We start from the raw sequence: 26,477 nt of genomic DNA, 5'->3' as shown, positions 1-26,477 counted from the left end.
GGCGGCACAAACGTTTCTTCGTTGATAGGAGGAAACCGACTTGACCATCACATACTTGAAAAGGTATTGGCAATTATACGCGCTGATTTCCCTGCCTCTGATCTACTTTTTAATCTTCCGTTATGGACCGATGTACGGTGTGCAGATCGCCTTTAAGGATTTCAACCTCTTTCAAGGCATCAGCGGTAGTAAATGGATTGGTTTCGATGCTTTTCGCGAAGTATTCGCGATGGATGAGTTCTACACCACATTACGTAATACCTTTATGCTAAATTTTCTTGATCTGCTCGTTTCGTTCCCTGCTCCAATCATTTTGGCTATTATGCTCTATGAAGTTCGATTTAAATGGTTTAAAAAAATATCGCAGACAATTCTATATGTTCCTCACTTTATCTCTTGGGTTATTATCGGGGGATTGTATACCAATTGTTCGGTAATCAATCCGGTATGGTCAATGGTGTACTACAGAGTATGGGCTTAAATTCGATACCCTTCTTGACAGAGAAAGGTCCTTGGCTTATTACGTACCTGTTCACAGGTGTTTGGCAAAGTGCAGGATGGGGAACCATCTTATATTTGGCTGCACTAACCGCAGTTAACAAGGAGTTATTTGAAGCGGCAGAGATTGATGGCGCCTCTCGTCTAAAGAGAATTTGGCATATTACATTGCCAAGTATCAAACCAACCATTGTAACTTTGCTTATTCTTAATCTCGGAAATATGGTCAGCATCGGGTTTGATCGTCCGTACATTATCGGTAACACGGCTGTGCGGGAATACTCCGATGTACTTAGTACCTTTGTATACAGAATTGGTCTCCAATCAGGACAGTATACTCTGGCAACCGTTGTTGGTTTGTTCCAAGCTGTAGTTGGACTCATTTTTGTTCTCGGTTCTAACTATATCTCGAAGAAAACAACCGGCGAAGGAATTCTGTAGCTTATACGAAAAAATGAAAGATACGCCATACGGCTTGTATGTATAGACCATCAGTAAAGGAGCTGTGCGCAGATGAGTGAACGCACCTCGAACCGGATTTTTGATATTGTTAATATCTCCTTTATATCTATGTTTGTTATATTCTGTTTGACTCCGTTTATGCACACAATTGCCATATCGCTTAGCTCGAATCGGGCGATTACATCGGGTGAAGTGACCATATTCCCGAAAGAATTCAATTGGGATGCTTACGGTCAGGTATTCTCCGATCAATCTATGATCTATTCTCTGGGATTTACAACGCTTCTTACGGTAGCAACGACAGTGCTTTGTATGCTATTCACCATCGCTGCTGCGTATCCGTTAACCAAGAAAAAACTGAAGGGTAGAAAGCTCTTCATGTATGTCATCATCATTACGATGTTTTTCAGTGGCGGAATCATTCCTGAATATCTGCTGATTCGTGACTTGAATATGCTGAATTCCGTCTGGGCGCTTATTCTGCCGGGTCTGGTAAGTCCCTTTAACCTGATTATCTTGATTTCCTTCTTTAGAGGTATTCCGGACAGTCTGGAGGAAGCGGCTGAGATTGATGGAAGTTCACATGTTCACACTCTCTTCAAAGTCATTCTGCCGTTATCCATGCCTGTGCTGGCTACCTTGGCTCTCTTCTACGCAGTTGGACGCTGGAATGGCTTCCAGGATTCATTGATGTACATCACTGATCCGAAGCTCTACCCGCTTCAGCTCAAGATGTACCAAATGGTGCAGAACAACATGGTGAGTGAGCTGACGTTGATGGAGGGAGCAAGCCGGACACGTTTAACTCCAGAAAGTCTCAAGGCAGCAACCGTTGTTTTCGCAACCGTACCTATTTTGCTTGTATATCCATGGCTTCAAAAATATTTTGTAAGCGGTGCAATGCTGGGTGCAGTAAAAGGTTAATCACTGGATCACCTTGAAAAAAACATTTTGATTTTATACCCGCGGGAAGGAGAAGCATTATATATGCAGGCAAAAGACAAGGGAGAATATTCATTTTCGACTTGCTGGAATATTAGGAAACATACCGTAGGGGAAGACATGATTCAGGAAATCGCAGAACTTGGCTTTCGACGGGTTGAACTCAACTATAATGTGACGAAGGAAATGCTCAAGACCATTGAGCCGATGATTGAGCGCGGAGAAATAGGTGTTTCGAGTGTTCATAACACTTTTCCACATGACCCAGACCCGGATTATGGTACGGATTCTGTCCTGCTGGGCTTCGAGGATGAAGTTAAACGTCAGCGCGCTATAGAGTTGCTTGTTGGATCGGCAGAGTATGCTCATCGTTATGGTGGGGAAGCGGTAGTCGTTCATCCGGGAGAGGTGCCTTTCCCTCACGATATCAGCAAGGATCTGGAGATGCTTTATAGAGAGGAAGGGACAGATTCTCCGAAATATCGTAGCAAATGGGAAGAGTTAATGGAACGCCGTCAGGCGCTAAGCGCAGGATATATCGAGAAGATCATTGTCAGTCTGGATGAAGTCTGCAATCGAGCAGTAGCGAAAGGACTGAATGTCCGTTTTGGAATAGAGACCAGGTCCAGACCTCAACAGATTCCTACGCTGGCAGAAGCCAAAACCATTATCACGGCTCTCAAAGGCGCTCCTGTCGGTATCTGGTACGACACAGGTCACGCTATTATGATGGACCGACTGGGTCTATACGATAGTGTGGGAGAAATGCAGGGACTAATGGATGATATTGTAGGTGTTCATATTCATGAGACGCTGGGTCTCTCTGATCACTGGTGCCCTTATGTACACAGTAAAGACATGAGCTTCTATGATGCTTATCTGCCCATGATTCGCCGGGCACAGGTAAAGGTGTATGAATTAAAGTCTGCCTGCGAGCCAGACGAGATTCACGAGAGTCATGACTTGCTTATGAAGAAGCTTGGTGTGGCAGAGCAGGAGCAATGATGTTGGAACAATCTGCGTCTTCGCATCGTGTGCGCCGGCGCATTTTCTAGCGACATATGTAGATAGATGATATATACTGACGAGAAAATAATCTCATGTATGGCGGTAGGATGATTCTTCCAGTCTGGTCAGAAGAAGATGGGTCGAATACTCCGCACATCGGGAGAATGTATGGGTATGGGAGGAGACTGCGCATGTACAAACAACTGGTGGATAGCAATGACAGAGCAGTGGAAAGAGGCATATCCCGGCAGATGCTTGATCCGGAAAGCCGTTACTATGGAGGAACAATTGATCCCTTTACAGGTGTTGCATGGGTTAACCACACAACAGGAACGCCTACGGATATGTGTTACTGGGGTGCAGCTATCTCCAATCCCGACTCCATCTATTACCGGGATGAGGCGTTGTTAAACCGACTGCTGTTAGCTACGGAATATGTGCTTCGCCAGCAGCATGAGGACGGTTCAATATCGCCCGGCTGGACCAATTATCATTCCCCACCGGACACTGCTTTTGTCGTTGTCGGGTATTCACAGTTGTATCAACTCTTAATGCAGCAGGAATGGGAGCCTCTGCAACCTGTACTGAACAATATGAGATTGTTCCTGGAGCGAACTATTCCAACCATGCTTACGGGCGGTTGTCATACGCCGAATCATCGCTGGGTGCTATGCGCGGCGCTCGGTTTCTTGCATGACATTTTTGGTGTGGAGGAAGCTGTGCAGCGCGCAGAGCAGTGGCTGGCGGAAGGCATGGACATTACACCCGATGGGGAGTGGACCGAGCGAAGCAACGGAATCTATAATGCGGTGAGTGACATCATGCTCATTCATGCGGCACGTCTGCTCCATCGTCCAGAATTGCTGGAGCCGGTGCGTCTAAATCTTCGCATGATGGTGTATCTGGTGCATCCCACGGGTGAGATTGTGACGGATTATTCAGGTCGGCAGGATCTGGGTAGCATCCATGACTTGTCGTCGTATTACCTACCCTATGCCATCTTGGCGAAAATAGATGGAGACTCCATTTTTGCGGGCATGGCCACATGGGCAGACAGTACATTAACGGACCCGGGCGTATGCTCGGTCAACGCTCTCGTTAGATTGTTGCTGGAACCTGACCTTCAACAGACCAGTGGTACGAAGGATGCGCTCCCGGAAAATTACGAGATCATGCTGAATGAACACTTTGTACGCGATGAATATCTGGGGCAGATGGAGTCGGCAGGACATCATGGACGAATCACCCACAGTCGGATGCATACGGACTTTGGTGCTCCTGTGGCCCGAATCCGTAAGGGTGAGACAAGCGTAACTGTGATGACAGAGGTGCCACCTTTCTTCGCACTCCGACATGGTAAGGTGCGCCTGCTTGCTGTGCAACTGGCTTCTTATTTCAATCCAGGGTATATACCCATGCAACAAATGACCAAGCTGCCCGAAGGATATCAGCTGACAGGTGAACAGAAGAAAGGGTACTACGGCCCAATCCCTACGGAACTTCTGCCGGAATCGGCTGCATCAGCTATAAGCCCGTGGTACTTGTTACCCCATCAGAGCCGTCAACTTACTCATGAGCAGATATTCCGTGTAGGGGCAGAAGTTCTGCAAACGGAAACTGGCTGGACGATGCATCTCACAGGGAAGGAACCGGAGGACATGATGATGCAGTTGTCCTTTGTATTCGGAAGTGAAGGTGAGCTTACCTGTGAGGATGCGATTGAAACGAGTGATGGTCACATCTTGTGGAAAAGCGGTACATTACGCTATGCCTGCGGTGAAGACTGGCTGGAGATCACCGGGGGTGAGCTGGGACACCTTGCAGCAACGGTGCGGGAGGCTAATTTGCCTGAAAAGTGCAAGGTTGTACTGGTCAACTTTATGACGCCTTTTGATAAAACGATTCAAATTTCCCTATCGCCATCGCTTGCCAAGAAATAATAATCGTAAATATGGTTTAATAGGAAGAGTCCACAAAGTCCAAAAGATGACATTTCATTCAGTGAATGAGATGTCATCTTTATTTTTTTGCATTTTTTTCATAAACGACATGAAACTACATATTGAGAAGCAGACCACAAGATGTGGTATACTGGAGAGTATGAATGAAAGCAAAGAGGAGGTGCCTTGGGAGATGAAGGGCAAGCTAGTGCGGGCTGAGGGACACCTTGCCAATATTATACCGATTCATTTGGATGCTTCTTTCTTCTTTGAAAGAGCTGTCCGCTCGCTGGACCGTAATCATGTCGACAAGGCATTAAAATATTTTCGCAAAGCTGTTGAATACGAACCGGAAAATCCGGTAAATCATTGTAATATGGCGGGTATATTATCGGAAAAGGGGGATTACGAAGCCTCCAATACCATTCTGGCCAATGTGCTGGAAGTGGTAGATCCGTCAATGACGGAATGTTATTTCTATATGGCGAACAATTATGCAAATATGGATCGGTTTGAGGAAGCCGAGCAAGCACTTGTTTCCTATCTGGAGGAAGATACCCAGGGTCAGTTCATGACAGAAGCTGAAGAGATGATGGAGCTTCTATATTATGAGCTTGATCGTCCAGCCAAACTGAATCGAATCAAATCACGCAAAGGTGTGGTTGAGCACGATCAGGCAAGAGAACTGTTGGAAGAAGGGAAATTTGCACAGGCTGCTGAACTTCTCGAAGGTATGTCATCGGATTATCCGGATTACCTGGCAGCCCGTAATAATCTGGCACTGGCCTATTATTATATGGGACTGTTCCCCAAAGCGAGGGAGACCATTGATGAAGTGCTCGAACAGGAGCCGGGTAATCTGCATGCACTCTGCAACCTTGCCATTTTCCATCAAAATGAGAATCGGGCTGATCAAGTACTGCTATTGATCAAAAAATTGCGTGTGATCGTGCCATTCCAGCACGAACAGGTCTACAAACTGGCTACCACGATGGGAATTTTGGGTCAACATGATATAGCCTATAGTCATTTCCGTCGTTTGCTCAAGGATGAAGAGACGGCTGCTGATCCGGCACTTGCCCATTATGCAGCAGTGGCGGCTTATAATACGGAGCGTTACGATGCTGCCGAGCGTCTATGGCATTATGTGGCCAAGCTTGATCCGGGTTCGGAAGTATCCCGGTACTATCTGTCGAGTCTTGAAGCTGTACGGCAAGGCGAGCAAGATCCGGAGAAGCTGAGTTATCACTATCATCTGCCATTTGACGAGCAGTTCAGACAGTGGGAGAACTATGGTAATGGCATACCTGAAGAGATGAAGAATGATCCACTGATACGTTCATCGTTCTTCTGGGCATTACGACACGGTGATCGCTCAACCAAGATGCAGGTCATTCATGCTCTCGGCATGATTGGTGATTATGAGGTGCAGCAGGCTCTGCAATCCTTTGTTGAGGAACCGGGAGAAGAACAGGATCTACTTGAGGCAGCACAAGCTGTGTTGAACGATCTGAAATCTGCTGAACATGAGGAACGGAATGCTGAGATGGTTCGACCCCTAACTGCGGTAACCTTGAAGTCCATTGGGAAGGTTCAGTCACCATCAGAACAACCGGAAAACCGACCAGTTTCCCATTGGCAGGCTGTTGTCGATCGTGCGCTACAGATGTCTGAAGCAAAGGCTGAGTTGCAGCAAGAGATGGAGCGGCTCTGGACTTATTATGTATCCCGTGTACATCCCGAGGTGCCTGGTACGAAGCAGATCGAAGGCTGGGCTGCAGGACTGGAATACTTGGCTGCCAAGAATCACAATCGACCAGTTACCTATCAAAGTATAGCGGAGCGGTATGGCATATCGGCATCAACGGTTAGCAAGTATGCTAAACAGATCCATCGGGTTTGTAACAGCAACTCACCACTTATATAGAAAGTTCGCCTCCACTCGTTTTTCAGAAAGTCATCATAGGGTGAAGGATACAATAACCGGGAAAACGGGTAAACTTAACGAATGGGCCTCGTAAAATGCCTGTAGGATATCATCTTTGCAAGTTAATTGCCAGTACAACACACTCTCACCTTATCAAGGAGGCTGTATCTATATGTCTAAATACAGAACGATTGTGATCGGAACTGGACCTGCGGGTCTGACAGCAGCGATATATTTGGCTCGTGCTAATCTGAACCCACTGGTCATTGAAGGTCTTCAGCCGGGTGGTCAATTGACGACGACAACGGAAGTTGAGAATTTCCCCGGTTTCCCACAAGGTATCATGGGTCCCGAACTGATGGATAATATGCGTAAGCAAGCTGAACGTTTTGGAGCCGAGTTCAAAAACGGCTGGGTGGAAGAGGTCGATTTCAGCAAACCGCCTTTCAAGGTCAAAGTTGGTGGAATTGGTGAAATGGAAGCTGAATCGATTATTATTTCCACAGGTGCCACTGCTCGATATCTCGGTATTCCTGGAGAGCAGGAGAATGTGGGACGTGGTGTAAGCACGTGTGCGACGTGTGACGGATTCTTCTTCCGTGGCAAAAAAATTGTGGTCGTGGGCGGCGGTGACTCTGCAATGGAGGAAGCGAGCTTCTTGACCCGTTTTGCAACGGATGTTACTTTGGTTCACCGTCGGGACGAACTGCGTGCATCCAAAATTATGCAGGATCGGGCTCGCGGCAATGTGAAGGTAAAATGGGCTCTGAACCGTACGCCACTTGAGGTCGTGCCTGACGCGATGGGCGTCAAAGGACTCAAGGTACGCAACAACGAGACGGGTCAGGAAGAGTTGCTTGAGGCGGATGGCGTATTTGTTGCCATTGGTCACACACCGAACACGGGGTTCCTCGTTAATGCAATTAATCTGGACGAACATGGTTATGTTGTGGTTACACCAGGGACAACGGAAACGAATATTCCGGGTGTATTTGCCTGCGGTGATGTTCAGGATACAAAGTATCGTCAGGCCATTACGGCTGCTGGGTCAGGATGTATGGCAGCGATGGACTGCGAGAAGTTTCTTGAAGGAAGCATTGTGCATGACTGGAGCGAAACGTTGGATAAGTAAGCATCACAAGAGCGTGATTGGGCATAAGTTAAAGATAAGAGACAACGGGAAGTCTCATGAAGTGAGAGAAGCCGGAAGGCTTCTCTTTTTTTGAAACTGAAATGGGCATGAGTTCGTATACATAAGGGGCATATTAGCTGTGAGGTGAAGATTTTGGGGGAAATGATAAAAGATTGGTTACAGAATGCAACAGTGAGACGGTTTTTGATTCTGCTCTTATTCTGTTTGATTTTGTTCAGTATGGGGAGTATGCTGCACATGATTCTGCTGTTGTTCCTGGTGACGTATGTCATGAACAGGTTACAGCACTTCATTACAGGTGGTTTGAATCGGTTGTTTCGGATCAATTATAAAGTTGTGGTCATCCTGCTCTATATGATCGTGATTGCCGTGATCGTGCTTGGCATATCCAGATATTCACCACGAATTGTGGATCAGGTCGTTCAGTTGACGAACGAGATTATGAAATTTCTGGACAGTGCAGACGGTGATAATTTCGCTTCCAAGATTGCGGGTTACCTTCAATCCTTCGATATCAAAAATTATACCAATGATGCATTGAAGTATATATTCGCTTTGAGCAAGTGGCTGGAGTTTATTCTGTTGGTTATCATTCTGAGTCTGTTCTTCTTATTACAGAAGCAGGAGATATCCAAATTCACATCCAAGTTCAAAACAAGTAAGATCGGCTGGTTCTACAATGAAGTAGCTTATCTGGGTGATAAGTTCGTTTCTTCTTTCGGTAAAGTTATTGAGGCGCAGTTGCTGATCGCTGTATTCAATACCGTACTGACGATTCTGGGCTTATGGATTCTGGGATTCCCGTATTTGTTCGCTCTGACCATTCTGGTGTTCCTGCTTAGTCTGGTGCCAGTTGCAGGAGTTATCATCTCACTCGTTCCACTCTGTCTAATCGGTTATCAGATGGGCGGTCTGAAACTAAGCATTATTGTGATCATCATGATTATTATCATTCATGCCTTGGAGACGTATTTCCTGAATCCAAAGCTGATGGCACACAAGACCAAATTACCGATGTTCTACACCTTCATTGTCCTTATTCTGTCACAACACTTTCTGGGGATCTGGGGACTGATCATTGGTATTCCGATCTTCGTCTTCCTGCTCGATATTCTGGATGTGAACAAGATGGAGAAGACAGAAGAGCCGGTACGTGTGGAATCAAAGTTATAACGTAAGAAGATCGACCGAGTTCAATCAAGTTGAATAACTTCAGATATTTCGAAAAAGTAAGGGCGCCTTCCCTATGTGGAAGGCGCTTTTGTGTTCACCAAACCGTCGATCGAAGTCTCCGCATGAGAATGACAGGGGTGACGGGGTGTGTGAAATGGGGTCACCACTTCGAGGTGACGATGATTATCTTTTACGAATGGAACGAGTGAAGATGCAATATCATGAATGGAGGCTGCCTCTGCAATGGAGGAAGGAACAAAGCCTGCGTTTATATATGAAGCTTCATAAGCTTGTATACGTATTCAAAAATCGTGTGTGATATGGTTCACAAGCCCAGCGGAGCGTGATGTATCTGAGGTCTTCTCGTCTTGACCCAGGCGTATCCTTCAATTATAGTTGGTACGTAGGACTTAAACTATTTGAGATAGATAAAGGTGGCTTGCAGCATGTCTGAGAAAATCTACGTTGGGGTCGATCTCGGCGGAACAGCAATTAAGGTCGGTATATGCGATGAACAAGGTCAGCTAATGCATACGTATGAAGGACCGACTGAAGTGGATAAAGGCGTTGAGACCGTCATCGCCAACATCGAGAAGTATGTCCGACATATCGTAGCCGAATCGCCTTATAGTTGGGAACAGCTTGAGGGTGTAGGCGCTGGAGTGGCCGGGTTCACGAATGTACGCGAGGGAATTATCGTTCATGCCCCTAACATCGGATTTCGGAATGTAGCCATTCGTTCGATTCTGGAAGAACGTCTGAGCAAGCCAATCAAAATAGATAACGATGCGAACGTGGCTGCACTGGGTGAAGTGTGGGCTGGTGCCGGCAAGGGCGTAGACAATTGCGTATGCTATACGCTCGGTACAGGCGTTGGTGGAGGCTTGATCCTGAATGGTAACATCTATCAGGGATTCTCCGGTATGGCTGGAGAGCTAGGACATATCAGTGTTGTACCGGATCTGGAAGCCATCAGGTGTGGCTGTGGCAAAATGGGATGTGTTGAAACGGTGTCGTCCGCAACGGGAATTATTCGTATGGCGAAGGATGCAGTAGAACGCGGTGATCATACATCATTGGCACTCGTCGACAAGATCGCAGCCAAGGAAGTATTCGATGCTGCCAAAGCAGGCGATGAAGTGGCGCTACGAATTGTCAACCGCGCGGCTTACTACCTGGGCAAGTCCATGGCTACTGTAGCTGCTGTTATTAACCCGGAGATGTTCATCATTGGTGGTGGCGTATCCAAAGCAGGCAATTTCCTGTTTGATGAAATACGTACCGTGTTTGCCAAATTGACACCGGAACCATTGCAAGAAGGGGTTCAGATTCTGGAAGCCACACTTGGCAATAATGCTGGTATTGTGGGTGCAGCAGGACTTCTCTTACGTTCGTAGTAACCTCGTAACAATATATGAAGGCAGCAATATGATAAGGAGGGGACAATTATGCTTGAAGGTGAGGGCTCACCAGGCACAGGCGCCACGCTCATTATCATTACGGGCATGTCCGGAGCAGGTAAAACTATTGCAGTACAGAGCCTGGAGGATCTGGGTTTCTTCTGTGTAGATAATCTGCCACCGGTATTGATTCCTAAATTTGCGGAACTGATTGAACAGTCAAACGGCAAGATTGGCAAGGTTGCACTTGTTATCGATCTGCGCGGGCGTGAATTCTTTACGGCTCTGTCGGAGTCATTGAATTATATTAGAAATCATCATTATACTACTCATTGCGAGATTTTATTTCTGGACGCTACAGATTCTGTACTTGTTCAGCGTTACAAAGAGAGCAGGCGCAGACATCCACTGGCTCCTGAGGGTATGCCGCTGGATGGCATCCGACTGGAACGCAAGATGCTGGAGGAACTCAAAAACTCTGCTACTCAGGTCCTGAATACAAGTACGATGAAACCTGCTCAATTGAAGGAACGCATTATCTCCCGGTTTTCACATTTGGAAAGCCAGATGCTGTCGGTGAATATTACGTCGTTCGGATTCAAGTATGGTATTCCCATTGATGCTGATCTGGTGTTTGATGTTCGTTTTTTACCAAATCCACATTATATTGATCATTTGCGACCGAATACGGGACAGAATAGTGATGTATATGAATATGTTATGAAATGGCCTGAGACACAGGCGTTTCTGACAAAGCTACTGGATATGCTGCATTTCCTGATTCCGCAATATCGGAAGGAAGGCAAAAGCCAGGTTATTATTGGAATAGGCTGTACGGGAGGCAAACATCGCTCGGTAGCAATATCGGAATATTTGGGCAAGATGTTGGGAAGCAGCGAGACTGAAGCGGTCACCGTGAGCCATCGCGACGCTGACCGGGACCGTCATTGAAGAGGGTGAAGGGATGAAAGAGGCCGGACCACGAAGAGAACGTCCGAGAATAGTTGTAATGGGTGGCGGAACCGGATTGTCCGTGATGTTGCGCGGTCTGAAAGAAAAGCCGTTGGATATTACGGCCATCGTCACGGTTGCAGATGACGGTGGAAGTTCAGGTATTCTGCGTAATGAGCTACAAATGCCGCCTCCGGGTGACATTCGCAACGTGCTTACGGCGCTGGCCGATGTAGAACCATTGCTTTCAGATATGTTGAAGTATCGTTTCAATACAGGCGCGGGGCTTGCAGGCCACAGCTTGGGTAATTTGATTTTGGCTGCAATGACGGATATTTCGGGCGACTTCGTGACCGCAGTGCGGGAACTTAGCCGCGTGTTTGCCGTTCGAGGTGAGGTATTACCAGCAGCCGGGCAGGCCGTTGTGTTGCATGCTGAGATGGAAGATGGAACAATTATTACGGGCGAGTCCAAAATCCCTGAGGCAGGCGGACGCATTAAACGTGTTTTTCTTGAACCGGACCACGTGGAGCCGTTGCCAGAGGCAGTAGAGGCCATTCGTCAGGCTGATGCGATTCTGATCGGACCAGGCAGTCTCTACACCAGTATTCTTCCGAATCTGCTCGTGCCAAAGCTGGCTGAGGCCGTGGTTGAAGCAGATGCAGTGAAGATGTTTATATGTAATGTCATGACACAGCCTGGAGAAACAGATAACTATACGGTAAGTGACCACCTTAAGGCTGTACATGAGCATATAGGTCATCAGCTCTTCGACTATGTTATCGTAAATAATGGAGATATTCCGCTGCAAGTGCAGAACAAATATGCAGAAAAAGGCGCAAAACCAGTTGTGCTGGATATGAATGTACTCGAAAGTGCCGGTTATCAGGTGGTTGCGGATACTCTTGTTCTGTTCAAAACCTATCTGCGTCATGATGCCGACAAGCTAAGTCATCACATCTATCAACTGGTGCAAAATTGGATGTTACGGAAGAGGTGAAGTCCCATGTCGTTTGCAGCACAGACCAAAAAAGAATTAACGATGATCGAGAGCGAACCGTGCTGCGAAAAGGCGGAACTTTCAGCCCTCATCCGTATGCTTGGTGCGGTGCAGTTATCGAATAAAAAAGTTATCTTGGATATTTCGACGGAGAATGCCGCGATTGCAAGACGGGCATACTCTCTGCTTAAAAAGCATTTTCAAGTTCATACGGAATTACTGGTCCGCAAAAAAATGCGGCTGAAAAAGAACAATGTATATATTGTTCGTATTCCAACCATGGTACAAGTGATTCTCAAAACTCTTCATATTGTATCGGAGGGCTTTCTGTTTACACCAGGGATTCATGCGGAGTTGTTTCAGCAGAACTGTTGTAAACGGGCCTATCTTCGCGGTGCATTTCTGGCAGGTGGATCGGTTAATAATCCGGAAGGTTCTTCGTACCATTTGGAGATTGCGTCCATGTATGAGGAGCACTGTCAGGCGCTAGTTGATCTGGCCAATGAATTTCATCTCAATGCACGGTGTATAGAACGGAAAAAAGGATTCATCCTATACATCAAGGAAGGCGAGAAAATCATTGAGCTGCTTAGCATCATTGGTGCTCATCAAGCCTTGTTCAAGTTTGAAGATGTACGGATTATGCGAGACATGCGTAACTCCGTTAACCGGATTGTCAATTGTGAGACTGCCAACCTGAATAAAACGATCGGAGCGGCGGTAAGGCAAATTGATAATATCCGATTGTTGCAAAAGGAAGTGGGTCTGGAATCGTTGCCCGAAAAGCTTCGCGAAGTAGCGGAGGTCAGACTTGCTCATCCGGATATCAACTTGAAGGAAGTGGGCGAACTTCTTAAAGGTACAGTCAGCAAGTCGGGAGTGAATCATCGGCTTCGCAAAATTGATGAGCTGGCTGATAAAGTGCGCACAGAGCGTTATGGCTAATACGGTTAGGGTAATGAACAAGGTCGGCTGTCTCTGTTGAACAAGGACCGTCAAGTGAGCCAACCGTGTTAGGGACCAGAAGAGTCACTCAGGTAACATGGTGCGATGAGAAAAAATACAAAATGGGGCATGATAAAGCTCTACAAAGTAGCCTGAGTTTTTTCTTCTAGTGTCCGGCACGGGTTAATGTTATAATGTTGTATAAATATAATTGTGTATTTAATGTCCAGATTTTATAATAGGGGGTAAGTTTCCATGACAAAGCACCCGGTAGTTGTCCGTTTGAAAACCGGTCTTCATGCTAGACCTGCGGCACTGTTCGTGCAAGAAGCGAATAAGTACTCATCAGAAGTGTTCGTCGAGAAAGACGACAAAAAAGTGAATGCAAAAAGTATCATGGGGATCATGAGCCTTGCAATTAGCACAGGCACGGAAATCCATATTAGTGCAGAGGGCGCGGATGCCGAACAGGCTGTAAACGCTTTAGTTAGTCTGGTTAGCAAGGAAGAGCTTGAAAACCAATAAGATATGATATGAATTCATTGAAGAAGTCCCGAAAGGGGCTTTTTTCGTTTTCTAGACAGTCAAGTGCAACATTATGGAATTTGTCCCGTCTGTTAAGGTATCAAATGGCTTAAAGTTTGAGATGTTAACACATAAGGAGGCTATCGTGATGGGTAAACAATGGATGAAACCGTTCGGTGCGGTGTTGGTGGCAAGTACGTTGCTCGTTGGAGGAACGGCATGGGTTGCACCAGGTAATTATGCATACGCTGCAGAGGTACAAGGGGTACAGCAAAATGTGATCAATGTAGTGGGTAAAGGTGAGATTCAGGTGAAGCCTGATATCGCTTATCTGTCCATTGGCGTGAACAGTACTGCAGAGACAGCTGCATCTGCCCAAAAAGCGAATGCTGCCAAAGTTCAAAAGGTATCCAACTTGCTGAAGAATACGTGGAAGATTAGTGCAGATGACATTCAAACCAGTCAGTTCTCTGTACAACCCAACTACACGTATAGCGAAAAAGATGGACAACAAATTAAAGGATACACAGCGCATCATACGCTGACGGTCACTTACCGTGAGATGGACAAGATCGGTGAGCTGCTCGATGCTGCTTCGGGGGCGGGCGCAAACAACATTGAAAATGTGCGCTTTACTGTAGAGAATCCGGAAAGTTACGAGTCCCAAGTAATTGAGAAAGCTGTGGCCAATGCAGATGTGAAAGCTGGAGCCATTGCCAAAGCAGTTAAACGTCAACTGGGTGCTGTCCTTTCGGTAAGCCAAGGGGATGCGAATGTGCCTGTGTTCTATGCAAGCGAGTCATTGATGTCCAAAGCTGCAGATACAGCTGGAGGCACGGAGATTGAAACGGGCCAAGTTAAAGTAAGCACGATTCTCAATATTACGTATGAAATGAAATAAGCATGATTGAATATAAAAGAATGACAAAGACTTTGTCCATGGGGACAGGGTCTTTTTTGTTGGAAAAGCAGACTTTGATGAAGTTTGATGAGAGTGCCTCCTTCGGAAGCTTCATGAAATGCTATTGTTGGGTATCTTTTTTGTATAGTTGTTCATGACAAAAAGGACATATCCGGGTGTTTTTTTCGCTAGATATTCATCAACATTGTAACTGGAGCTGTAAACCTTTCCGAAATTGGGTTAATTATAATAAAGAGGTGAGCGTATGTGATATACGATCAAGTTGAGGCTTACATACGCAATGAACCTAATTGTGAATTTAGAGAGGAGTTTTATATATGACATCATGGAAAAAATGGACAAGTGCGTTGCTGGCAGCAGGAATTATTGTGGGGAGCGGTTCAGTGTGGCAAGATCATTCTGTTCAAGCGGCATCTGTATCTTCCAAAGTGACTACCCCGACTGAGGTGACGTTGAAATCAGGAGGTAAAACACTGACACAAAAAGGACTGCTCCAAGGTGGCTCTACTTGGGTATCTCTTACGGCAGTGAAAGATGTGGCAGGCGGTACGTTGAAATATGATGCGAAAACGAAGTCCTATGCCGTGACTGCGGCCAATAATACGATGACGGTCAGTCTGATGGATGGGGAGCCAAGTGTCAGAATCAATAACTATTATCCTCAAGTGGACGCGAAGCTGATCAACGGCAGATTGTATATTCCGTTCTCTGCTATGAGAGATTATCTAGGTGTGCAAGGGAATTGGGATGGCAAAACCAAAACGCTGACACTCAGCAAAGTGAAACAAAACAGCGTGAAGGTTAAAGCGGCAACAGTTAGTGTCACGGTGAAAAATGCTGAAGTGGACGTTCAATATCCACAGGTAAGCGGACTCGCAAGCAAAGAAGCTGAAACGGCAATCAACAAAGTGCTGAAAGACGAAGTAGATGCATACGTAGCTGGTTTCAAGAAACAGACGGCTGAATTCGGTGGTGCAACCGCTAACCGCCCATATGGATTTGAGAGCTCCTACGTGGTGACGTACAACGAAAAAGGCGTGCTTGGACTCATTACACAACGGTATGAGGACTATGCCGGCGCTCATGGTATGACATATCGTACGGGTCACACCTTTGCACTGGACACAGGTAAGGAGCTTAAACTTGATGATGTGCTGCAAAATAACAAATCCATGCGTGAGACGTTGGGTAAAAAGGTAGGCGAACAGCTGAAAGCCCGTGGTGGATACCTGGAAGGTTACAAAGGACTGAATAAAGATCAGGATTTCTATGTGACACCAACAGGTGTCGTTGTGTTCTTCCAGTTGTATGAGTACACAGCGTACGCAGAAGGATTCCCGGAAATGCCATTTACGTATAAAGAATTGCTTGCTAAAGGAACAGAGCCTTTTAGCGATATAATGGGAAGCAAGTAACAAATCATTATTGTGCACTTTTATGATATCTTCTTACTAAAATGAAAAAAGGAAGCCCTCGTCTTAAAATGACGAGGGCTTCCTTTGTGTTAACGTGTAGTCTATGGTCTACGTCATACTTAGATTCCCTGGGAACCTACATTTTCGATCACTTTATCAATGATACCGTAATCGGCCGCTTCAGCAGCGCTCATGAAGTAGTCACGATCTGTATCTTTCTCGATACGCTCCAGTGGTTGACCTGAGCGTTCGGAGATGATGCGGTTCAACGTATCACGCATTTTCAGGATGCGACGAGCACGGATTTCGATGTCAGAAGCCTGGCCTTGTGCACCACCAAGCGGTTGGTGAATCATAATTTCACTGTTTGGTAATGCAAAACGTTTACCTTTTGCACCGGCATTCAACAAGAATGCACCCATAGAAGCGGCCATACCTACACAGATGGTAGATACATCCGGTTTGATGAATTGCATTGTATCAAAAATGGCCATACCGGCTGTAATGGATCCGCCTGGGCTGTTGATGTATAAGTGAATGTCTTTCTCCGGATCTTCCGCAGCCAGGAACAACATCTGTGCCATAATTGCATTAGCGACAACGTCATTTACATCACTACCAAGGAAAATAATACGATCCTTCAGCAATCTGGAATAGATGTCATAGGCACGCTCACCCCGGTTGCTCTGTTCAACGACCATTGGAATAAAACTCACGTGAAAAACCTCCTCGGAAATGTAAATGTTATATTGGTGTGTATACTTAAACTGTTACCGTATTACCCACATAATAAACAATTCCAAACAAAAAGTCAAAGAAAGTCAAACTAAGTTAGAAAAAAAAGAAACCTTTCCGGTTTCATTGGTTAAAAGAATTATGAGCTGTTAATTAAAATGGCGCGCCCGCCAAGAATCGAACTTGGATCTCAGGCTTCGGAGGCCTACGTCATATCCATTGGACCACGGGCGCACATTAATCTGGCTACCAATTTATGTAGCATTTTAAATATGTGACAGCAATAATGATTATAGCTCATGACATATTTAATTGCAAGCAGATCATTGCGTACATGGTTTGGATTGATCGGAAAATGATCATGATGAAGAAGAGTGGATAAAGCGTGCATTTAGGTACATGCTATAAGAGGTTTTGGACATGCTGTGTAAAATGCGGTTCTAAGCAAACATATAGATGATAATAAATTTTTTCTTCTATATATGGTATACGTGCGGTAGTCCTTGATCGTGGAAGTCTGAGATTTGTGAAAATAGGCGCGTACAAACACCTGAAACGTGTCGAAATATCACTTTGAAACACTTGCATGTCACGTCACTTTTAGGTAGAATATAAGTGGGACTTAAAAAGTTAACCCGGGACGTTTTGGGGCCACGAAAGAGAACTTGGAACGAGAAGCTTGCGGGAGTGGAAAGCATGCGAAAGATTTTAGAAGTGCAAAAGCAGCTTCTGCCTGATCTCATGGATATCTTGAAAAAGAGGTATACGATTCTGCAACAGATCATGTTATCGGATGTGATCGGGCGTAGAACGTTAGCGAATTCCATGCAGATGACCGAGCGGGTTCTGAGGGCTGAGACCGATCTGTTAAAGGCTCAGGGACTTATTGAAATTGACAGTGCTGGAATGAAGATTAGCGAGGCAGGGTATGATTTGCTGCAGCAGTTAGAGCCTGTCGCCAAAGAGTTGTTTGGATTATCCGAGCTGGAAGAGCGCATTAAGCAAGCCTACGGTCTGCAAAAGGTAGTTGTGGTTCCCGGCGATTCGGACATTTCTCCATTTGCCAAACGGGAACTGGGCAGAGCTGGAGCGAAAGCTCTCGGCAATATTATGAGTGACAACGACGTTGTCGCCGTTACTGGCGGTTCAACAACGGCCGAAGTCGCAGAGCAACTGTCTCCGCCAACATCGCTAAAAGGTGTCTGGTTCGTACCAGCACGCGGTGGACTTGGAGAAAGTCTCGAAATTCAGGCGAATACGATTGCATCCACAATGGCAAAACGGGTTGGAGCACAATACAAACTCCTGCATGTTCCGGATTTGCTTAGTGATCATGCCTATGAATCGCTAATCCAGGACCCGAGTGTTCAAGAGATTTTACAGCTGATTCGGCAAGCGCGGATTGTTATTCATGGAATTGGTGATGCCGTAGAGATGGCCACAAGACGCAAACTTTCGACAGAGATCATACATGAACTCCAGCAGCAAGGTGCAGTATCTGAATCCTTCGGATATTACTTTAATGATCAGGGTGAGGTGGTACATACCATGCTTACGCTGGGTATGCGACTTCAGGATATTGAACGAACTGACGTCGTGATCGGAATTGCAGGTGGCAAAAGTAAGGCTGCTGCGATACACTCCGTACTGCGATTTGGTCAGGAAGATATTCTGATTGTTGATGAGGCTGCTGCCGAAGTCATCGTTGCCGAGATGGAATAAGATTTGATTTTACTACAACCATTGTTGTCTTGACGGACTTTACCGTCTGTCTTGAATATATAAGTTTCATAAAAATTAATCGAAATTTGGGAGGAACTTACTCATGATTAAAGTAGGTATTAATGGTTTTGGACGTATCGGTCGCTTGGCTTTCCGCCGTATTCAAAATGTAGCAGGCATTGAAGTAGTAGCAATCAACGATTTGACTGACGCTAAAATGTTGGCTCATTTGCTTAAATATGATACAACTCAAGGTCGCTTCGATGGCGATGTTGAAGTACACGATGGCTTCTTCAAAGTGAACGGCAAAGAAGTTAAAGTATTGGCTAACCGTAACCCGGAAGAACTTCCTTGGGGCGACCTGGGCGTAGACATCGTTCTGGAATGTACTGGTTTCTTCACGACTAAAGAAGCAGCTGAGAAACACTTGAAAGGTGGAGCTAAGAAAGTTGTTATCTCCGCACCAGCTACTGGCGACATGAAAACCATCGTTTACAATGTAAACCATGAAATCCTCGACGGTACTGAAACTGTAATCTCCGGCGCATCTTGCACAACGAACTGCCTGGCACCTATGGCAAAAACGCTGCAAGACAAATTCGGAATCGTTCAAGGTTTGATGACTACAATTCATGCTTACACTGGCGACCAAAACACATTGGATGCTCCACACCCTAAAGGTGACTTCCGTCGTGCTCGCGCAGCAGCTGAGAACATCATCCCTAACACAACGGGTGCTGCTAAAGCAATCGGTCTGGTAATCCCAGAACTGCAAGGCATCCTTGATGGCGCAGCTCAACGTGTACCAGTAGCTACTGGTTCCCTGACTGAGCTCGTAACTGTATTGAATAAAAAAGTAACTGCTGAAGAAGTTAACGCAGCTATGAAAGCAGCTTCCGATCCAGAATCTTTCGGATACACTGAAGATGAAATCGTATCTTCCGATATTCAAGGAATCACTTTCGGATCCCTGTTTGATGCAACGCAAACTAAAGTTCTGACTGTTGGTGACCAACAATTGGTTAAAACTGTAGCTTGGTATGACAATGAAATGTCCTACACTGCTCAACTGGTTCGCACTTTGGAGCACTTTGCAAAAATGATTAAGTAATATCTGCAATAACATAGAGCGGAAACAGATGCTATTGTTTCCGCTCTTTATATATCTACATTTTGCAAATTTCTCAAAAACACCAGGGTTGACAAGGGATTTCAACTCTTGATGGGTCCACCAAATACATGGGTGCGGAGGAAATACAGATGAACAAAAAAAGTGTACGCGATATCGAATTGACAGGGAAACGGGTTTTTGTCCGTGTAGATTTCAATGTACCGCTCGAAGATGGTAAAATTACAGATGACAAACGTATTCGTGCAACGCTTCCTACAATCAATTTCTTGATTGAAAAAGGCGCTAAAGTCATTTTGGCAAGTCACATGGGTCGTCCTAACGGCGAAGTGGTTGAATCCTTGCGTTTGACTCCAGCAGCGGAGCGTTTGTCTGAATTGCTTGGTAAAACAGTTGTTAAAGCTGATGATTCCGTTGGCGACGCTGTTAAAGCTCAAATCGCTGAACTGAACAACGGTGACGTAATGTTGCTTGAGAACGTTCGTTTCCACGCAGGTGAAGAGAAAAATGATCCGGAACTGGCAAAACAATTTGCTGATCTGGCTGACGTTTTCGTTAACGATGCTTTTGGCGCGGCTCACAGAGCACACGCATCGACTGAAGGAATCGCTCATTTGCTTCCAGCAGTATCGGGTTTGTTGATGGAAAAAGAACTTGAAGTGTTGGGTAAAGCAATCTCCAACCCTGAGCGTCCTTTCACAGCGATCATCGGTGGTTCCAAAGTTAAGGACAAAATTGATGTAATCGACAACCTGCTGAACATTGCAGACAACGTGATCATCGGTGGCGGTCTGACTTACACGTTCTTCAAAGCACAAGGACATGAAATTGGACAATCTTTGCTGGATGATTCCAAACTTGATGTTGCTCTCGGTTTCATTGAAAAAGCGAAAAAACTGGGCAAAAACTTCTACCTGCCGGTAGATATCGTAGTGTCTGACGATTTCAGTGCGAAAGCAAACACACAAATCGTTGACATCGACGGCATCCCAGCAGATTGGGAAGGCATTGACATCGGTCCTAAAACACGTGAGATCTATGCTGAAGTGATCAAAAACTCCAAATTGGTTGTATGGAACGGACCAATGGGCGTATTTGAAATCGAACCATTCTCCCACGGTACTCGTGCAGTAGCAGAAGCTTGCGCAGAGACAGAAGCTTACACTGTAATTGGTGGCGGTGACTCCGCAGCAGCAGCTGAGAAGTTCAAATTGGCTGACAAGATGAACCACATCTCTACAGGTGGCGGTGCATCGCTCGAGTTCATGGAAGGCAAAGTACTTCCAGGCGTAGTTGCGTTGAACGACAAGTAAATCTTAGTCTATAGCATGAAGGAGTTGAAACCCATGAGAACACCGATTATCGCAGGTAACTGGAAAATGTTCAAAACGGTTTCCGAATCCAATGACTTCATTCAGGAAGTTAAAGGAAAAGCGGAAGTTGAAGGCGTGGAAACTGTAATCTGCGCACCGTTTACAAATCTGCCATCCCTGGTAGAAGCCGTTAAAGGCACAAACATCAAAATTGGTGCACAGAATCTTCACTTTGAAGACAACGGTGCATTCACAGGTGAAATCAGTGGCGTAATGCTGAAAGACCTGGGTGTGGATTATGTCATTATCGGTCACTCGGAGCGCCGTCAATATTTTGCGGAAACCGATGAGACTGTCAATAAAAAGTTGCATGCAGCATTCCGTCACGGATTGACTCCAATCTTCTGCCTTGGTGAGACGCTCGAAGAGCGTGAAGCTAACCAAACAAAAGACGTATGCAAAGTGCAAACGGAAGCTGCTTTTGCAGGTTTGTCTGCAGAGCAAGCAGCACAAGTCGTTATCGCTTATGAGCCAATCTGGGCGATTGGTACAGGCAAATCCTCCACTTCCCAAGATGCGAATGAAGTTATTGCTTACATCCGTACACTGGTGAAGGATCTGTACAACGAGACAGTAGCGAATGCAGTTCGTATTCAATACGGCGGCAGTGTTAAACCGGAGAACGTAACAGAATACCTCGGACAAAGCGACATCGACGGCGCACTCGTTGGCGGTGCCAGCTTGCAGCCGGCTTCGTTCATCGCGCTTGTTGAGGGGGCGAAGTAAGATGACAGCTCCAAAACCTGTAGCACTGATCATCATGGATGGTTTCGGTCTGCGTAACACGGTGGAAGGCAATGCGGTAGCGCAAGCCAAGAAACCTAACTATGACCGTTTCATGAGCCAATTCCCCCATACAACTCTCACTGCTTGCGGTGAGGCTGTAGGTTTGCCAGAAGGGCAAATGGGGAATTCTGAGGTAGGTCACTTAAACATTGGTGCCGGCCGGATCGTATATCAGGATTTGACCCGTATCTCCAAATCGATTCGTGACGGTGAGTTCTATGACAATGAAACACTTGTCAAAGCTGTTCGCGAAGCGAAACAAAACGGTACAAAACTTCATCTCTACGGCTTGTTGTCTGATGGTGGCGTACATAGTCACATCGACCACCTGTTTGCCATGCTGGATCTGGCCAAAAAAGAAGGAATGAACGATGTATATATTCATGCCTTCATGGATGGCCGTGATGTTATGCCAGATAGTGGTAAAGACTTCATGCAGAAGCTCATTGCCAAGATTGAAGAAGTTGGCATAGGAAAAATCGCAACGGTTCAAGGTCGCTATTACGCGATGGACCGTGACAAACGTTGGGAACGGGTTGAGAAATCATACCGTGCCATCGTTTATGGAGATGGACCTAAGTACACTGACCCTCTTAAAGCGGTCGTAGAATCGTATGAGAAATCCGTATTTGATGAATTCGTTGAACCAACGGTAATCGTCAAAGCGGATGGTGAACCGGTAGGCTTGGTGGAAAGTGGCGATTCTGTCATCTTCCTTAACTTCCGTCCTGACCGTGCGATCCAATTGTCACAAGTATTCACGAACCAGGATTTCCGTGGTTTCGATCGTGGACCGAAGCTCCCTGTGGGCTTGCACTTCGTGTGCCTGACGCTGTTCAGTGAGACGGTTGAAGGTTATGTGGCTTACTCGCCGAAGAACCTCGATAATACACTGGGTGAAGTGCTGGTACAGAACAACAAGAAACAGCTGCGTATTGCAGAAACCGAGAAATACCCGCACGTAACCTTCTTCTTCAGCGGCGGTCGTGATGTGGAGCTTCCGGGCGAAACTCGCGTGCTGATTAACTCACCAAAAGTTGCAACGTATGACCTGCAACCGGAGATGAGTGCGTATGAAGTGGCTGACGCATGTGTTCGCGAGATTGAAGCAGACAAACATGACGCCATTATTCTGAACTTTGCTAACCCTGACATGGTTGGACACTCCGGCATGCTGGAGCCTACCATCAAAGCGGTTGAAGTAACAGATGAGTGCATGGGCCGTGTTGTGGATGCAGTACTTGCCAAAGGCGGCGTTGTACTGATTACTGCGGATCATGGTAATGCGGATATGGTGTTCGATGAGCGAGGACGTCCGTTCACAGCCCATACAACGAACCCTGTTCCATTCATCGTTACCGATGCAAATGTTACGCTACGTGAAGGTGCAATCCTGGCAGATATCGCGCCAACGATCCTTGACCTGATGCAATTGCCTAAACCGGCCGAAATGACAGGTACTTCTGTCATCGCTACCCGTAAATAATATAATTTTAATAGGTTGTCGAATAAGACCTAAGTTACACCTTAACGAAGCGGGCAGAACCGATCTGGAGAAGCGAAGTGCTCGCCTTTATCCCCTAATTCTCACCTTTTATAAGGAGTTCAAAGAATTTGGGGATAACAGCGATCGAAGGACGGTACTGCACGCGGAGTGGCTTGGTGAACGTGTTTGTTCTGAACGTATTAAAATAAAATTTCAAATTTAAAGGAGATTATCACACATGACTATTATTTCTGACGTGTACGCTCGCGAAGTCCTCGACTCCCGCGGTAACCCTACAGTAGAAGTTGAAGTATACTTGGAGTCCGGCGCAATCGGACGCGCAATCGTTCCATCCGGTGCCTCCACTGGTGCCCACGAAGCTGTTGAGCTTCGTGATGGCGACAAATCCCGTTACCTCGGTAAAGGCGTTCTGCAAGCAGTTAAAAACGTAAACGAAACAATTGCTCCAGAAGTTATCGGTATGGACGCATTGGATCAACTGGGTATCGACAAAATGATGATCGCTTTGGACGGCACGCCAAACAAAGCAAAACTGGGTGCTAACGCAATCCTGGCTGTATCCATGGCTGTTGCTCGCGCAGCTGCAGACGCTTTGGACCTGCCATTGTACGTTTACCTGGGCGGATTCAATGCTAAAGTACTTCCAGTACCCATGATGAACATCATCAACGGTGGTGAGCATGCTGACAACAACATCGACGTTCAAGAGTTCATGGTTCTTCCTGTTGGAGCACCAAGCTTCAAAGAAGCTCTTCGCGTAGGCGCAGAAATCTTCCACAACCTGAAATCCGTACTGAGCTCCAAAGGCTTGAACACAGCTGTAGGTGATGAAGGTGGCTTCGCACCGAACCTTGGTTCGAATGAAGAAGCAATCACTACAATCATCGAAGCTATTGAAAAAGCTGGTTACAAACCAGGCGTTGACGTATTCTTGGGTATGGACGTAGCTTCCACGGAGTTCTACAAAGATGGTAAATACACACTTGCTGGCGAAGGTAAATCTTACACTTCCGCTGAGTATGTTGACCTTCTGGCTTCATGGGTTGAGAAATACCCAATCATTACAATTGAAGACGGTATGTCCGAAGATGACTGGGAAGGTTGGAAATTGCTCACAGAGAAACTGGGAGACAAAGTACAACTCGTTGGTGATGACCTGTTCGTAACGAACACAGAGCGCCTGGGTAAAGGTATCGATGAAGGTATCGGTAACTCCATCCTGATCAAAGTTAACCAAATCGGTACATTGACTGAAACATTCGATGCAATCGAAATGGCTAAACGTGCAGGGTATACAGCTGTAATCTCTCACCGTTCCGGTGAGTCCGAAGACAGCACAATCGCTGACATCGCAGTTGCAACAAATGCTGGTCAAATCAAAACGGGTGCTCCTTCCCGTACAGACCGTATTGCGAAGTACAACCAATTGCTCCGCATTGAGGATCAACTGGGTGAACTGGCTCAATACAATGGTCTTAAAGGATTCTACAACCTTAAAAAATAAGTTGTTTTTACAAATTTTAGACAGACCGCGAAATCGGTCTGTCTTTTTGTGTTATAGATAAATAGAAAAACAGCAACCTGACTGGTTGCTGTAATTGGACTTGTTCGAGGGATGTATATTGCACCTTAACTCATAGCTGTGACAAAGAGAAATAGATAAATAGCCATAGAGATATTGATAATTTCGAGTAACAGTAATGGCTTGCTCATTTTTGTTGGGGATTTTGGAAATATGCCAGCGAGATCAACAGCATACACGATAAAGTACAGAATGGCAATTACTTGAGCAATCCACAAAGCATGAGGGGAAGAAATCAACAGGAGATAACTGGCAATATAAGATCCAGCTCCAAGCAAAATCAAAAACAGATTAAATCCCCAGAATACAATTCCCTTAAGCTTGGAGAAATCCCGATTTTCAATGGGGCCACCGGGAACCAAGATCGCCAGTAAAGTGACATTTAAAAGTACGATTATACTTGCTATAAGCATCATTGTTACGAACGCCATCCTCTCTCCATCGTCGTTGTGGCTAAAGTATATCAGGTCATAAGGCTGACTGTATTGTAAAAAATAAGCATGCAAATAAGGGCTTAAAATTTGTTTTTGGCTTGCCATAGATGACGAAGGGTTAGTTCGTCAGCCGACTTCTCAAGTTCACTTACAGTTTTACCGGCAAATTTTCTGCATGTTTTAATGAAGTGAGACTGGTCGTAGTATTGTTCATATATTTCAGTGTGCCAATTTGCGTTCACAATGCTTTTTTGGAACTTTACGATATCTCCATACACTTTGGGAGTAAGTCCTGTATATCGCTTAAATGTACGCTCCAGCGTACTGATGGAAACTCCGAGATATGCTGCCATATGGGAGACATTCAGGTTTACGCATTGCTGCTCGACATAAGAAAGCATATGATCTGCACGGTGTGTATCCAAAGGGTTTAACTTGATTCTTTCAATGAAATAATCGTTGATCGCTGTAATGATCGATTCGTTATCTCTGGCATTGGTGAGTTGGGTACGTAATTGATCTAGCCCAGAGGATACGTCGACTACTGAGCATATTCGTTCGGTGAGCCGAGAAATGGGGTACTCAAAAGATTGAATGTACCCCACAGGAGTTAATGAAATGCCAATTTGGTACAAGTTTTTTCCATACTTGACATGCTTCGCTCTTTTAATCTGACCGATGACCGATGAATTGGGTATCAGAATTCGTTTTTTTCTCTCGATGAGGTAGTAGGGGGATCTATAATTAAAAATAATATTAATATGACCTAACGGCATAATGATGTCTTGTCTGTTCATTGGGTTGAGGTTGTCTTGTTCTACAATCCATATATAATCTATGATGCCTTTAAGGGCGTCTGTGGCTTGAAATCTTTGAATCATTTTGCCCTCCCTAATTCCTATGCTTCTAAAAAGTAAGTCCTTATCTTGGATGAGAACATAATGTGAT

The 26,477-nt window shown here is 45.7% G+C and carries 22 protein-coding genes, 1 tRNA gene and 1 pseudogene; 20 read left to right on the top strand and 4 right to left on the bottom strand.

The window, feature by feature from the left end; translation table 11 throughout:
- The first annotated feature begins 40 nt into the window (after positions 1 to 40).
- From C0Q44_RS04895 to C0Q44_RS04830, 14 genes and pseudogenes are all read left to right on the top strand, one after another.
- Positions 41 to 939: pseudogene (locus tag C0Q44_RS04895) on the top strand (ABC transporter permease).
- Positions 940 to 1,011: 72 nt separating this feature from the next.
- On the top strand, positions 1,012 to 1,884 hold the full coding sequence (locus C0Q44_RS04890) for a carbohydrate ABC transporter permease (RefSeq protein ID WP_105406284.1): 873 nt from the start codon (positions 1,012 to 1,014) through the stop codon (positions 1,882 to 1,884).
- 63 nt (positions 1,885 to 1,947) lie between these two features.
- On the top strand, positions 1,948 to 2,907 hold the full coding sequence (locus C0Q44_RS04885; RefSeq protein WP_105406283.1) for a sugar phosphate isomerase/epimerase family protein: 960 nt from the start codon (positions 1,948 to 1,950) through the stop codon (positions 2,905 to 2,907).
- A 194-nt stretch (positions 2,908 to 3,101) separates the two neighbouring features.
- Entirely contained in the window at positions 3,102 to 4,850 is a 1,749-nt protein-coding gene (locus tag C0Q44_RS04880) for a prenyltransferase/squalene oxidase repeat-containing protein (RefSeq protein WP_105406282.1), read from the top strand.
- 193 nt (positions 4,851 to 5,043) lie between these two features.
- Complete coding sequence (locus C0Q44_RS04875; protein ID WP_105406281.1) at positions 5,044 to 6,777, top strand: tetratricopeptide repeat protein; 1,734 nt, start codon at positions 5,044 to 5,046, stop codon at positions 6,775 to 6,777.
- Positions 6,778 to 6,949: 172 nt separating this feature from the next.
- Positions 6,950 to 7,909, top strand: a complete 960-nt coding sequence (trxB, locus tag C0Q44_RS04870; protein ID WP_105406280.1) for a thioredoxin-disulfide reductase — start codon at positions 6,950 to 6,952, stop codon at positions 7,907 to 7,909.
- A 162-nt stretch (positions 7,910 to 8,071) separates the two neighbouring features.
- Positions 8,072 to 9,103 carry an AI-2E family transporter gene (locus tag C0Q44_RS04865; protein ID WP_105407600.1) on the top strand — a complete coding sequence of 344 codons (1,032 nt, stop codon included), beginning with the start codon at positions 8,072 to 8,074 and terminating at the stop codon, positions 9,101 to 9,103.
- Between the two features lie 446 nt (positions 9,104 to 9,549).
- Positions 9,550 to 10,500 (top strand): ROK family glucokinase, encoded by a 951-nt coding sequence (locus C0Q44_RS04860; RefSeq protein WP_105406279.1) that lies wholly within the window; start codon positions 9,550 to 9,552, stop codon positions 10,498 to 10,500.
- Positions 10,501 to 10,551: 51 nt separating this feature from the next.
- Entirely contained in the window at positions 10,552 to 11,454 is a 903-nt protein-coding gene (gene rapZ / locus C0Q44_RS04855) for an RNase adapter RapZ (protein ID WP_105406278.1), read from the top strand.
- A 13-nt stretch (positions 11,455 to 11,467) separates the two neighbouring features.
- Positions 11,468 to 12,454 carry a gluconeogenesis factor YvcK family protein gene (locus C0Q44_RS04850; RefSeq protein WP_017691250.1) on the top strand — a complete coding sequence of 329 codons (987 nt, stop codon included), beginning with the start codon at positions 11,468 to 11,470 and terminating at the stop codon, positions 12,452 to 12,454.
- A gap of 6 nt (positions 12,455 to 12,460) precedes the next feature.
- Complete coding sequence (whiA, locus tag C0Q44_RS04845) at positions 12,461 to 13,399, top strand: DNA-binding protein WhiA (RefSeq protein WP_105406277.1); 939 nt, start codon at positions 12,461 to 12,463, stop codon at positions 13,397 to 13,399.
- A 255-nt stretch (positions 13,400 to 13,654) separates the two neighbouring features.
- The gene (locus C0Q44_RS04840) at positions 13,655 to 13,924 is read left to right on the top strand and encodes an HPr family phosphocarrier protein (protein WP_056695263.1); all 270 of its coding nucleotides are present in this window, start codon (positions 13,655 to 13,657) and stop codon (positions 13,922 to 13,924) included.
- Positions 13,925 to 14,072: 148 nt separating this feature from the next.
- Positions 14,073 to 14,825 carry an SIMPL domain-containing protein gene (locus tag C0Q44_RS04835; protein ID WP_105406276.1) on the top strand — a complete coding sequence of 251 codons (753 nt, stop codon included), beginning with the start codon at positions 14,073 to 14,075 and terminating at the stop codon, positions 14,823 to 14,825.
- Positions 14,826 to 15,163: 338 nt separating this feature from the next.
- Entirely contained in the window at positions 15,164 to 16,261 is a 1,098-nt protein-coding gene (locus C0Q44_RS04830) for a stalk domain-containing protein (protein ID WP_105406275.1), read from the top strand.
- A gap of 119 nt (positions 16,262 to 16,380) precedes the next feature.
- Here C0Q44_RS04830 and clpP read toward each other — a convergent pair whose 3' ends face one another.
- Together clpP and C0Q44_RS04820 are read right to left on the bottom strand one after the other, a co-directional pair.
- On the bottom strand, positions 16,381 to 16,977 hold the full coding sequence (clpP, locus tag C0Q44_RS04825) for an ATP-dependent Clp endopeptidase proteolytic subunit ClpP (protein WP_105406274.1): 597 nt from the start codon (positions 16,975 to 16,977) through the stop codon (positions 16,381 to 16,383).
- A 178-nt stretch (positions 16,978 to 17,155) separates the two neighbouring features.
- Positions 17,156 to 17,230, bottom strand: a tRNA-Arg gene (locus tag C0Q44_RS04820).
- Between the two features lie 462 nt (positions 17,231 to 17,692).
- On the opposite strand from C0Q44_RS04820, the gene C0Q44_RS04815 reads away from it, so the two are divergent.
- The 6 genes from C0Q44_RS04815 to eno all read left to right on the top strand — a co-directional run bounded on the left by C0Q44_RS04815 (position 17,693) and on the right by eno (position 25,017).
- On the top strand, positions 17,693 to 18,718 hold the full coding sequence (locus C0Q44_RS04815; protein ID WP_105406273.1) for a sugar-binding transcriptional regulator: 1,026 nt from the start codon (positions 17,693 to 17,695) through the stop codon (positions 18,716 to 18,718).
- Between the two features lie 103 nt (positions 18,719 to 18,821).
- A complete protein-coding gene (gene gap, locus C0Q44_RS04810) occupies positions 18,822 to 19,829 on the top strand; it encodes a type I glyceraldehyde-3-phosphate dehydrogenase (RefSeq protein WP_105406272.1) in 1,008 nt (335 codons plus the stop codon).
- 149 nt (positions 19,830 to 19,978) lie between these two features.
- Entirely contained in the window at positions 19,979 to 21,160 is a 1,182-nt protein-coding gene (locus C0Q44_RS04805) for a phosphoglycerate kinase (RefSeq protein ID WP_105406271.1), read from the top strand.
- 33 nt (positions 21,161 to 21,193) lie between these two features.
- Entirely contained in the window at positions 21,194 to 21,946 is a 753-nt protein-coding gene (gene tpiA / locus C0Q44_RS04800; RefSeq protein WP_105406270.1) for a triose-phosphate isomerase, read from the top strand.
- Position 21,947: 1 nt separating this feature from the next.
- A complete protein-coding gene (gene gpmI, locus C0Q44_RS04795; RefSeq protein ID WP_105406269.1) occupies positions 21,948 to 23,492 on the top strand; it encodes a 2,3-bisphosphoglycerate-independent phosphoglycerate mutase in 1,545 nt (514 codons plus the stop codon).
- Between the two features lie 238 nt (positions 23,493 to 23,730).
- Complete coding sequence (gene eno, locus C0Q44_RS04790) at positions 23,731 to 25,017, top strand: phosphopyruvate hydratase (RefSeq protein ID WP_105406268.1); 1,287 nt, start codon at positions 23,731 to 23,733, stop codon at positions 25,015 to 25,017.
- 125 nt (positions 25,018 to 25,142) lie between these two features.
- Here eno and C0Q44_RS04785 read toward each other — a convergent pair whose 3' ends face one another.
- Together C0Q44_RS04785 and C0Q44_RS04780 are read right to left on the bottom strand one after the other, a co-directional pair.
- Positions 25,143 to 25,634, bottom strand: a complete 492-nt coding sequence (locus tag C0Q44_RS04785) for a DUF8051 family protein (RefSeq protein ID WP_181150860.1) — start codon at positions 25,632 to 25,634, stop codon at positions 25,143 to 25,145.
- Positions 25,610 to 26,410: a helix-turn-helix domain-containing protein gene (locus C0Q44_RS04780; protein ID WP_105406266.1), complete on the bottom strand. Its 801-nt coding sequence runs from the start codon at positions 26,408 to 26,410 to the stop codon at positions 25,610 to 25,612. The genes C0Q44_RS04785 and C0Q44_RS04780 overlap by 25 nt, the downstream gene beginning before the upstream one ends.
- Positions 26,411 to 26,477 lie beyond the last annotated feature (67 nt).

This window comes from Paenibacillus sp. PCH8 (assembly GCF_002968835.1).
In the GTDB taxonomy this organism is placed as follows: Bacteria; Bacillota; Bacilli; order Paenibacillales; family Paenibacillaceae; genus Paenibacillus.
This window is presented reverse-complemented; position numbering and strand designations above follow the sequence as displayed.

Bases quoted from the DNA above. Each gene is read 5' to 3' on its own strand.
- C0Q44_RS04890 (WP_105406284.1), top strand. From the start codon at position 1,012: ATGAGTGAACGCACCTCGAACCGGATTTTTGATATTGTTAATATCTCC.
- C0Q44_RS04885 (WP_105406283.1), top strand. From the start codon at position 1,948: ATGCAGGCAAAAGACAAGGGAGAATATTCATTTTCGACTTGCTGGAAT.
- C0Q44_RS04880 (WP_105406282.1), top strand. From the start codon at position 3,102: ATGTACAAACAACTGGTGGATAGCAATGACAGAGCAGTGGAAAGAGGC.
- C0Q44_RS04875 (WP_105406281.1), top strand. From the start codon at position 5,044: ATGAAGGGCAAGCTAGTGCGGGCTGAGGGACACCTTGCCAATATTATA.
- trxB (WP_105406280.1), top strand. From the start codon at position 6,950: ATGTCTAAATACAGAACGATTGTGATCGGAACTGGACCTGCGGGTCTG.
- C0Q44_RS04865 (WP_105407600.1), top strand. From the start codon at position 8,072: ATGATAAAAGATTGGTTACAGAATGCAACAGTGAGACGGTTTTTGATT.
- C0Q44_RS04860 (WP_105406279.1), top strand. From the start codon at position 9,550: ATGTCTGAGAAAATCTACGTTGGGGTCGATCTCGGCGGAACAGCAATT.
- rapZ (WP_105406278.1), top strand. From the start codon at position 10,552: ATGCTTGAAGGTGAGGGCTCACCAGGCACAGGCGCCACGCTCATTATC.
- C0Q44_RS04850 (WP_017691250.1), top strand. From the start codon at position 11,468: ATGAAAGAGGCCGGACCACGAAGAGAACGTCCGAGAATAGTTGTAATG.
- whiA (WP_105406277.1), top strand. From the start codon at position 12,461: ATGTCGTTTGCAGCACAGACCAAAAAAGAATTAACGATGATCGAGAGC.
- C0Q44_RS04840 (WP_056695263.1), top strand. From the start codon at position 13,655: ATGACAAAGCACCCGGTAGTTGTCCGTTTGAAAACCGGTCTTCATGCT.
- C0Q44_RS04835 (WP_105406276.1), top strand. From the start codon at position 14,073: ATGGGTAAACAATGGATGAAACCGTTCGGTGCGGTGTTGGTGGCAAGT.
- C0Q44_RS04830 (WP_105406275.1), top strand. From the start codon at position 15,164: ATGACATCATGGAAAAAATGGACAAGTGCGTTGCTGGCAGCAGGAATT.
- C0Q44_RS04815 (WP_105406273.1), top strand. From the start codon at position 17,693: ATGCGAAAGATTTTAGAAGTGCAAAAGCAGCTTCTGCCTGATCTCATG.
- gap (WP_105406272.1), top strand. From the start codon at position 18,822: ATGATTAAAGTAGGTATTAATGGTTTTGGACGTATCGGTCGCTTGGCT.
- C0Q44_RS04805 (WP_105406271.1), top strand. From the start codon at position 19,979: ATGAACAAAAAAAGTGTACGCGATATCGAATTGACAGGGAAACGGGTT.
- tpiA (WP_105406270.1), top strand. From the start codon at position 21,194: ATGAGAACACCGATTATCGCAGGTAACTGGAAAATGTTCAAAACGGTT.
- gpmI (WP_105406269.1), top strand. From the start codon at position 21,948: ATGACAGCTCCAAAACCTGTAGCACTGATCATCATGGATGGTTTCGGT.
- eno (WP_105406268.1), top strand. From the start codon at position 23,731: ATGACTATTATTTCTGACGTGTACGCTCGCGAAGTCCTCGACTCCCGC.
- C0Q44_RS04785 (WP_181150860.1), bottom strand. From the start codon at position 25,634: ATGGCAAGCCAAAAACAAATTTTAAGCCCTTATTTGCATGCTTATTTT.
- C0Q44_RS04780 (WP_105406266.1), bottom strand. From the start codon at position 26,410: ATGATTCAAAGATTTCAAGCCACAGACGCCCTTAAAGGCATCATAGAT.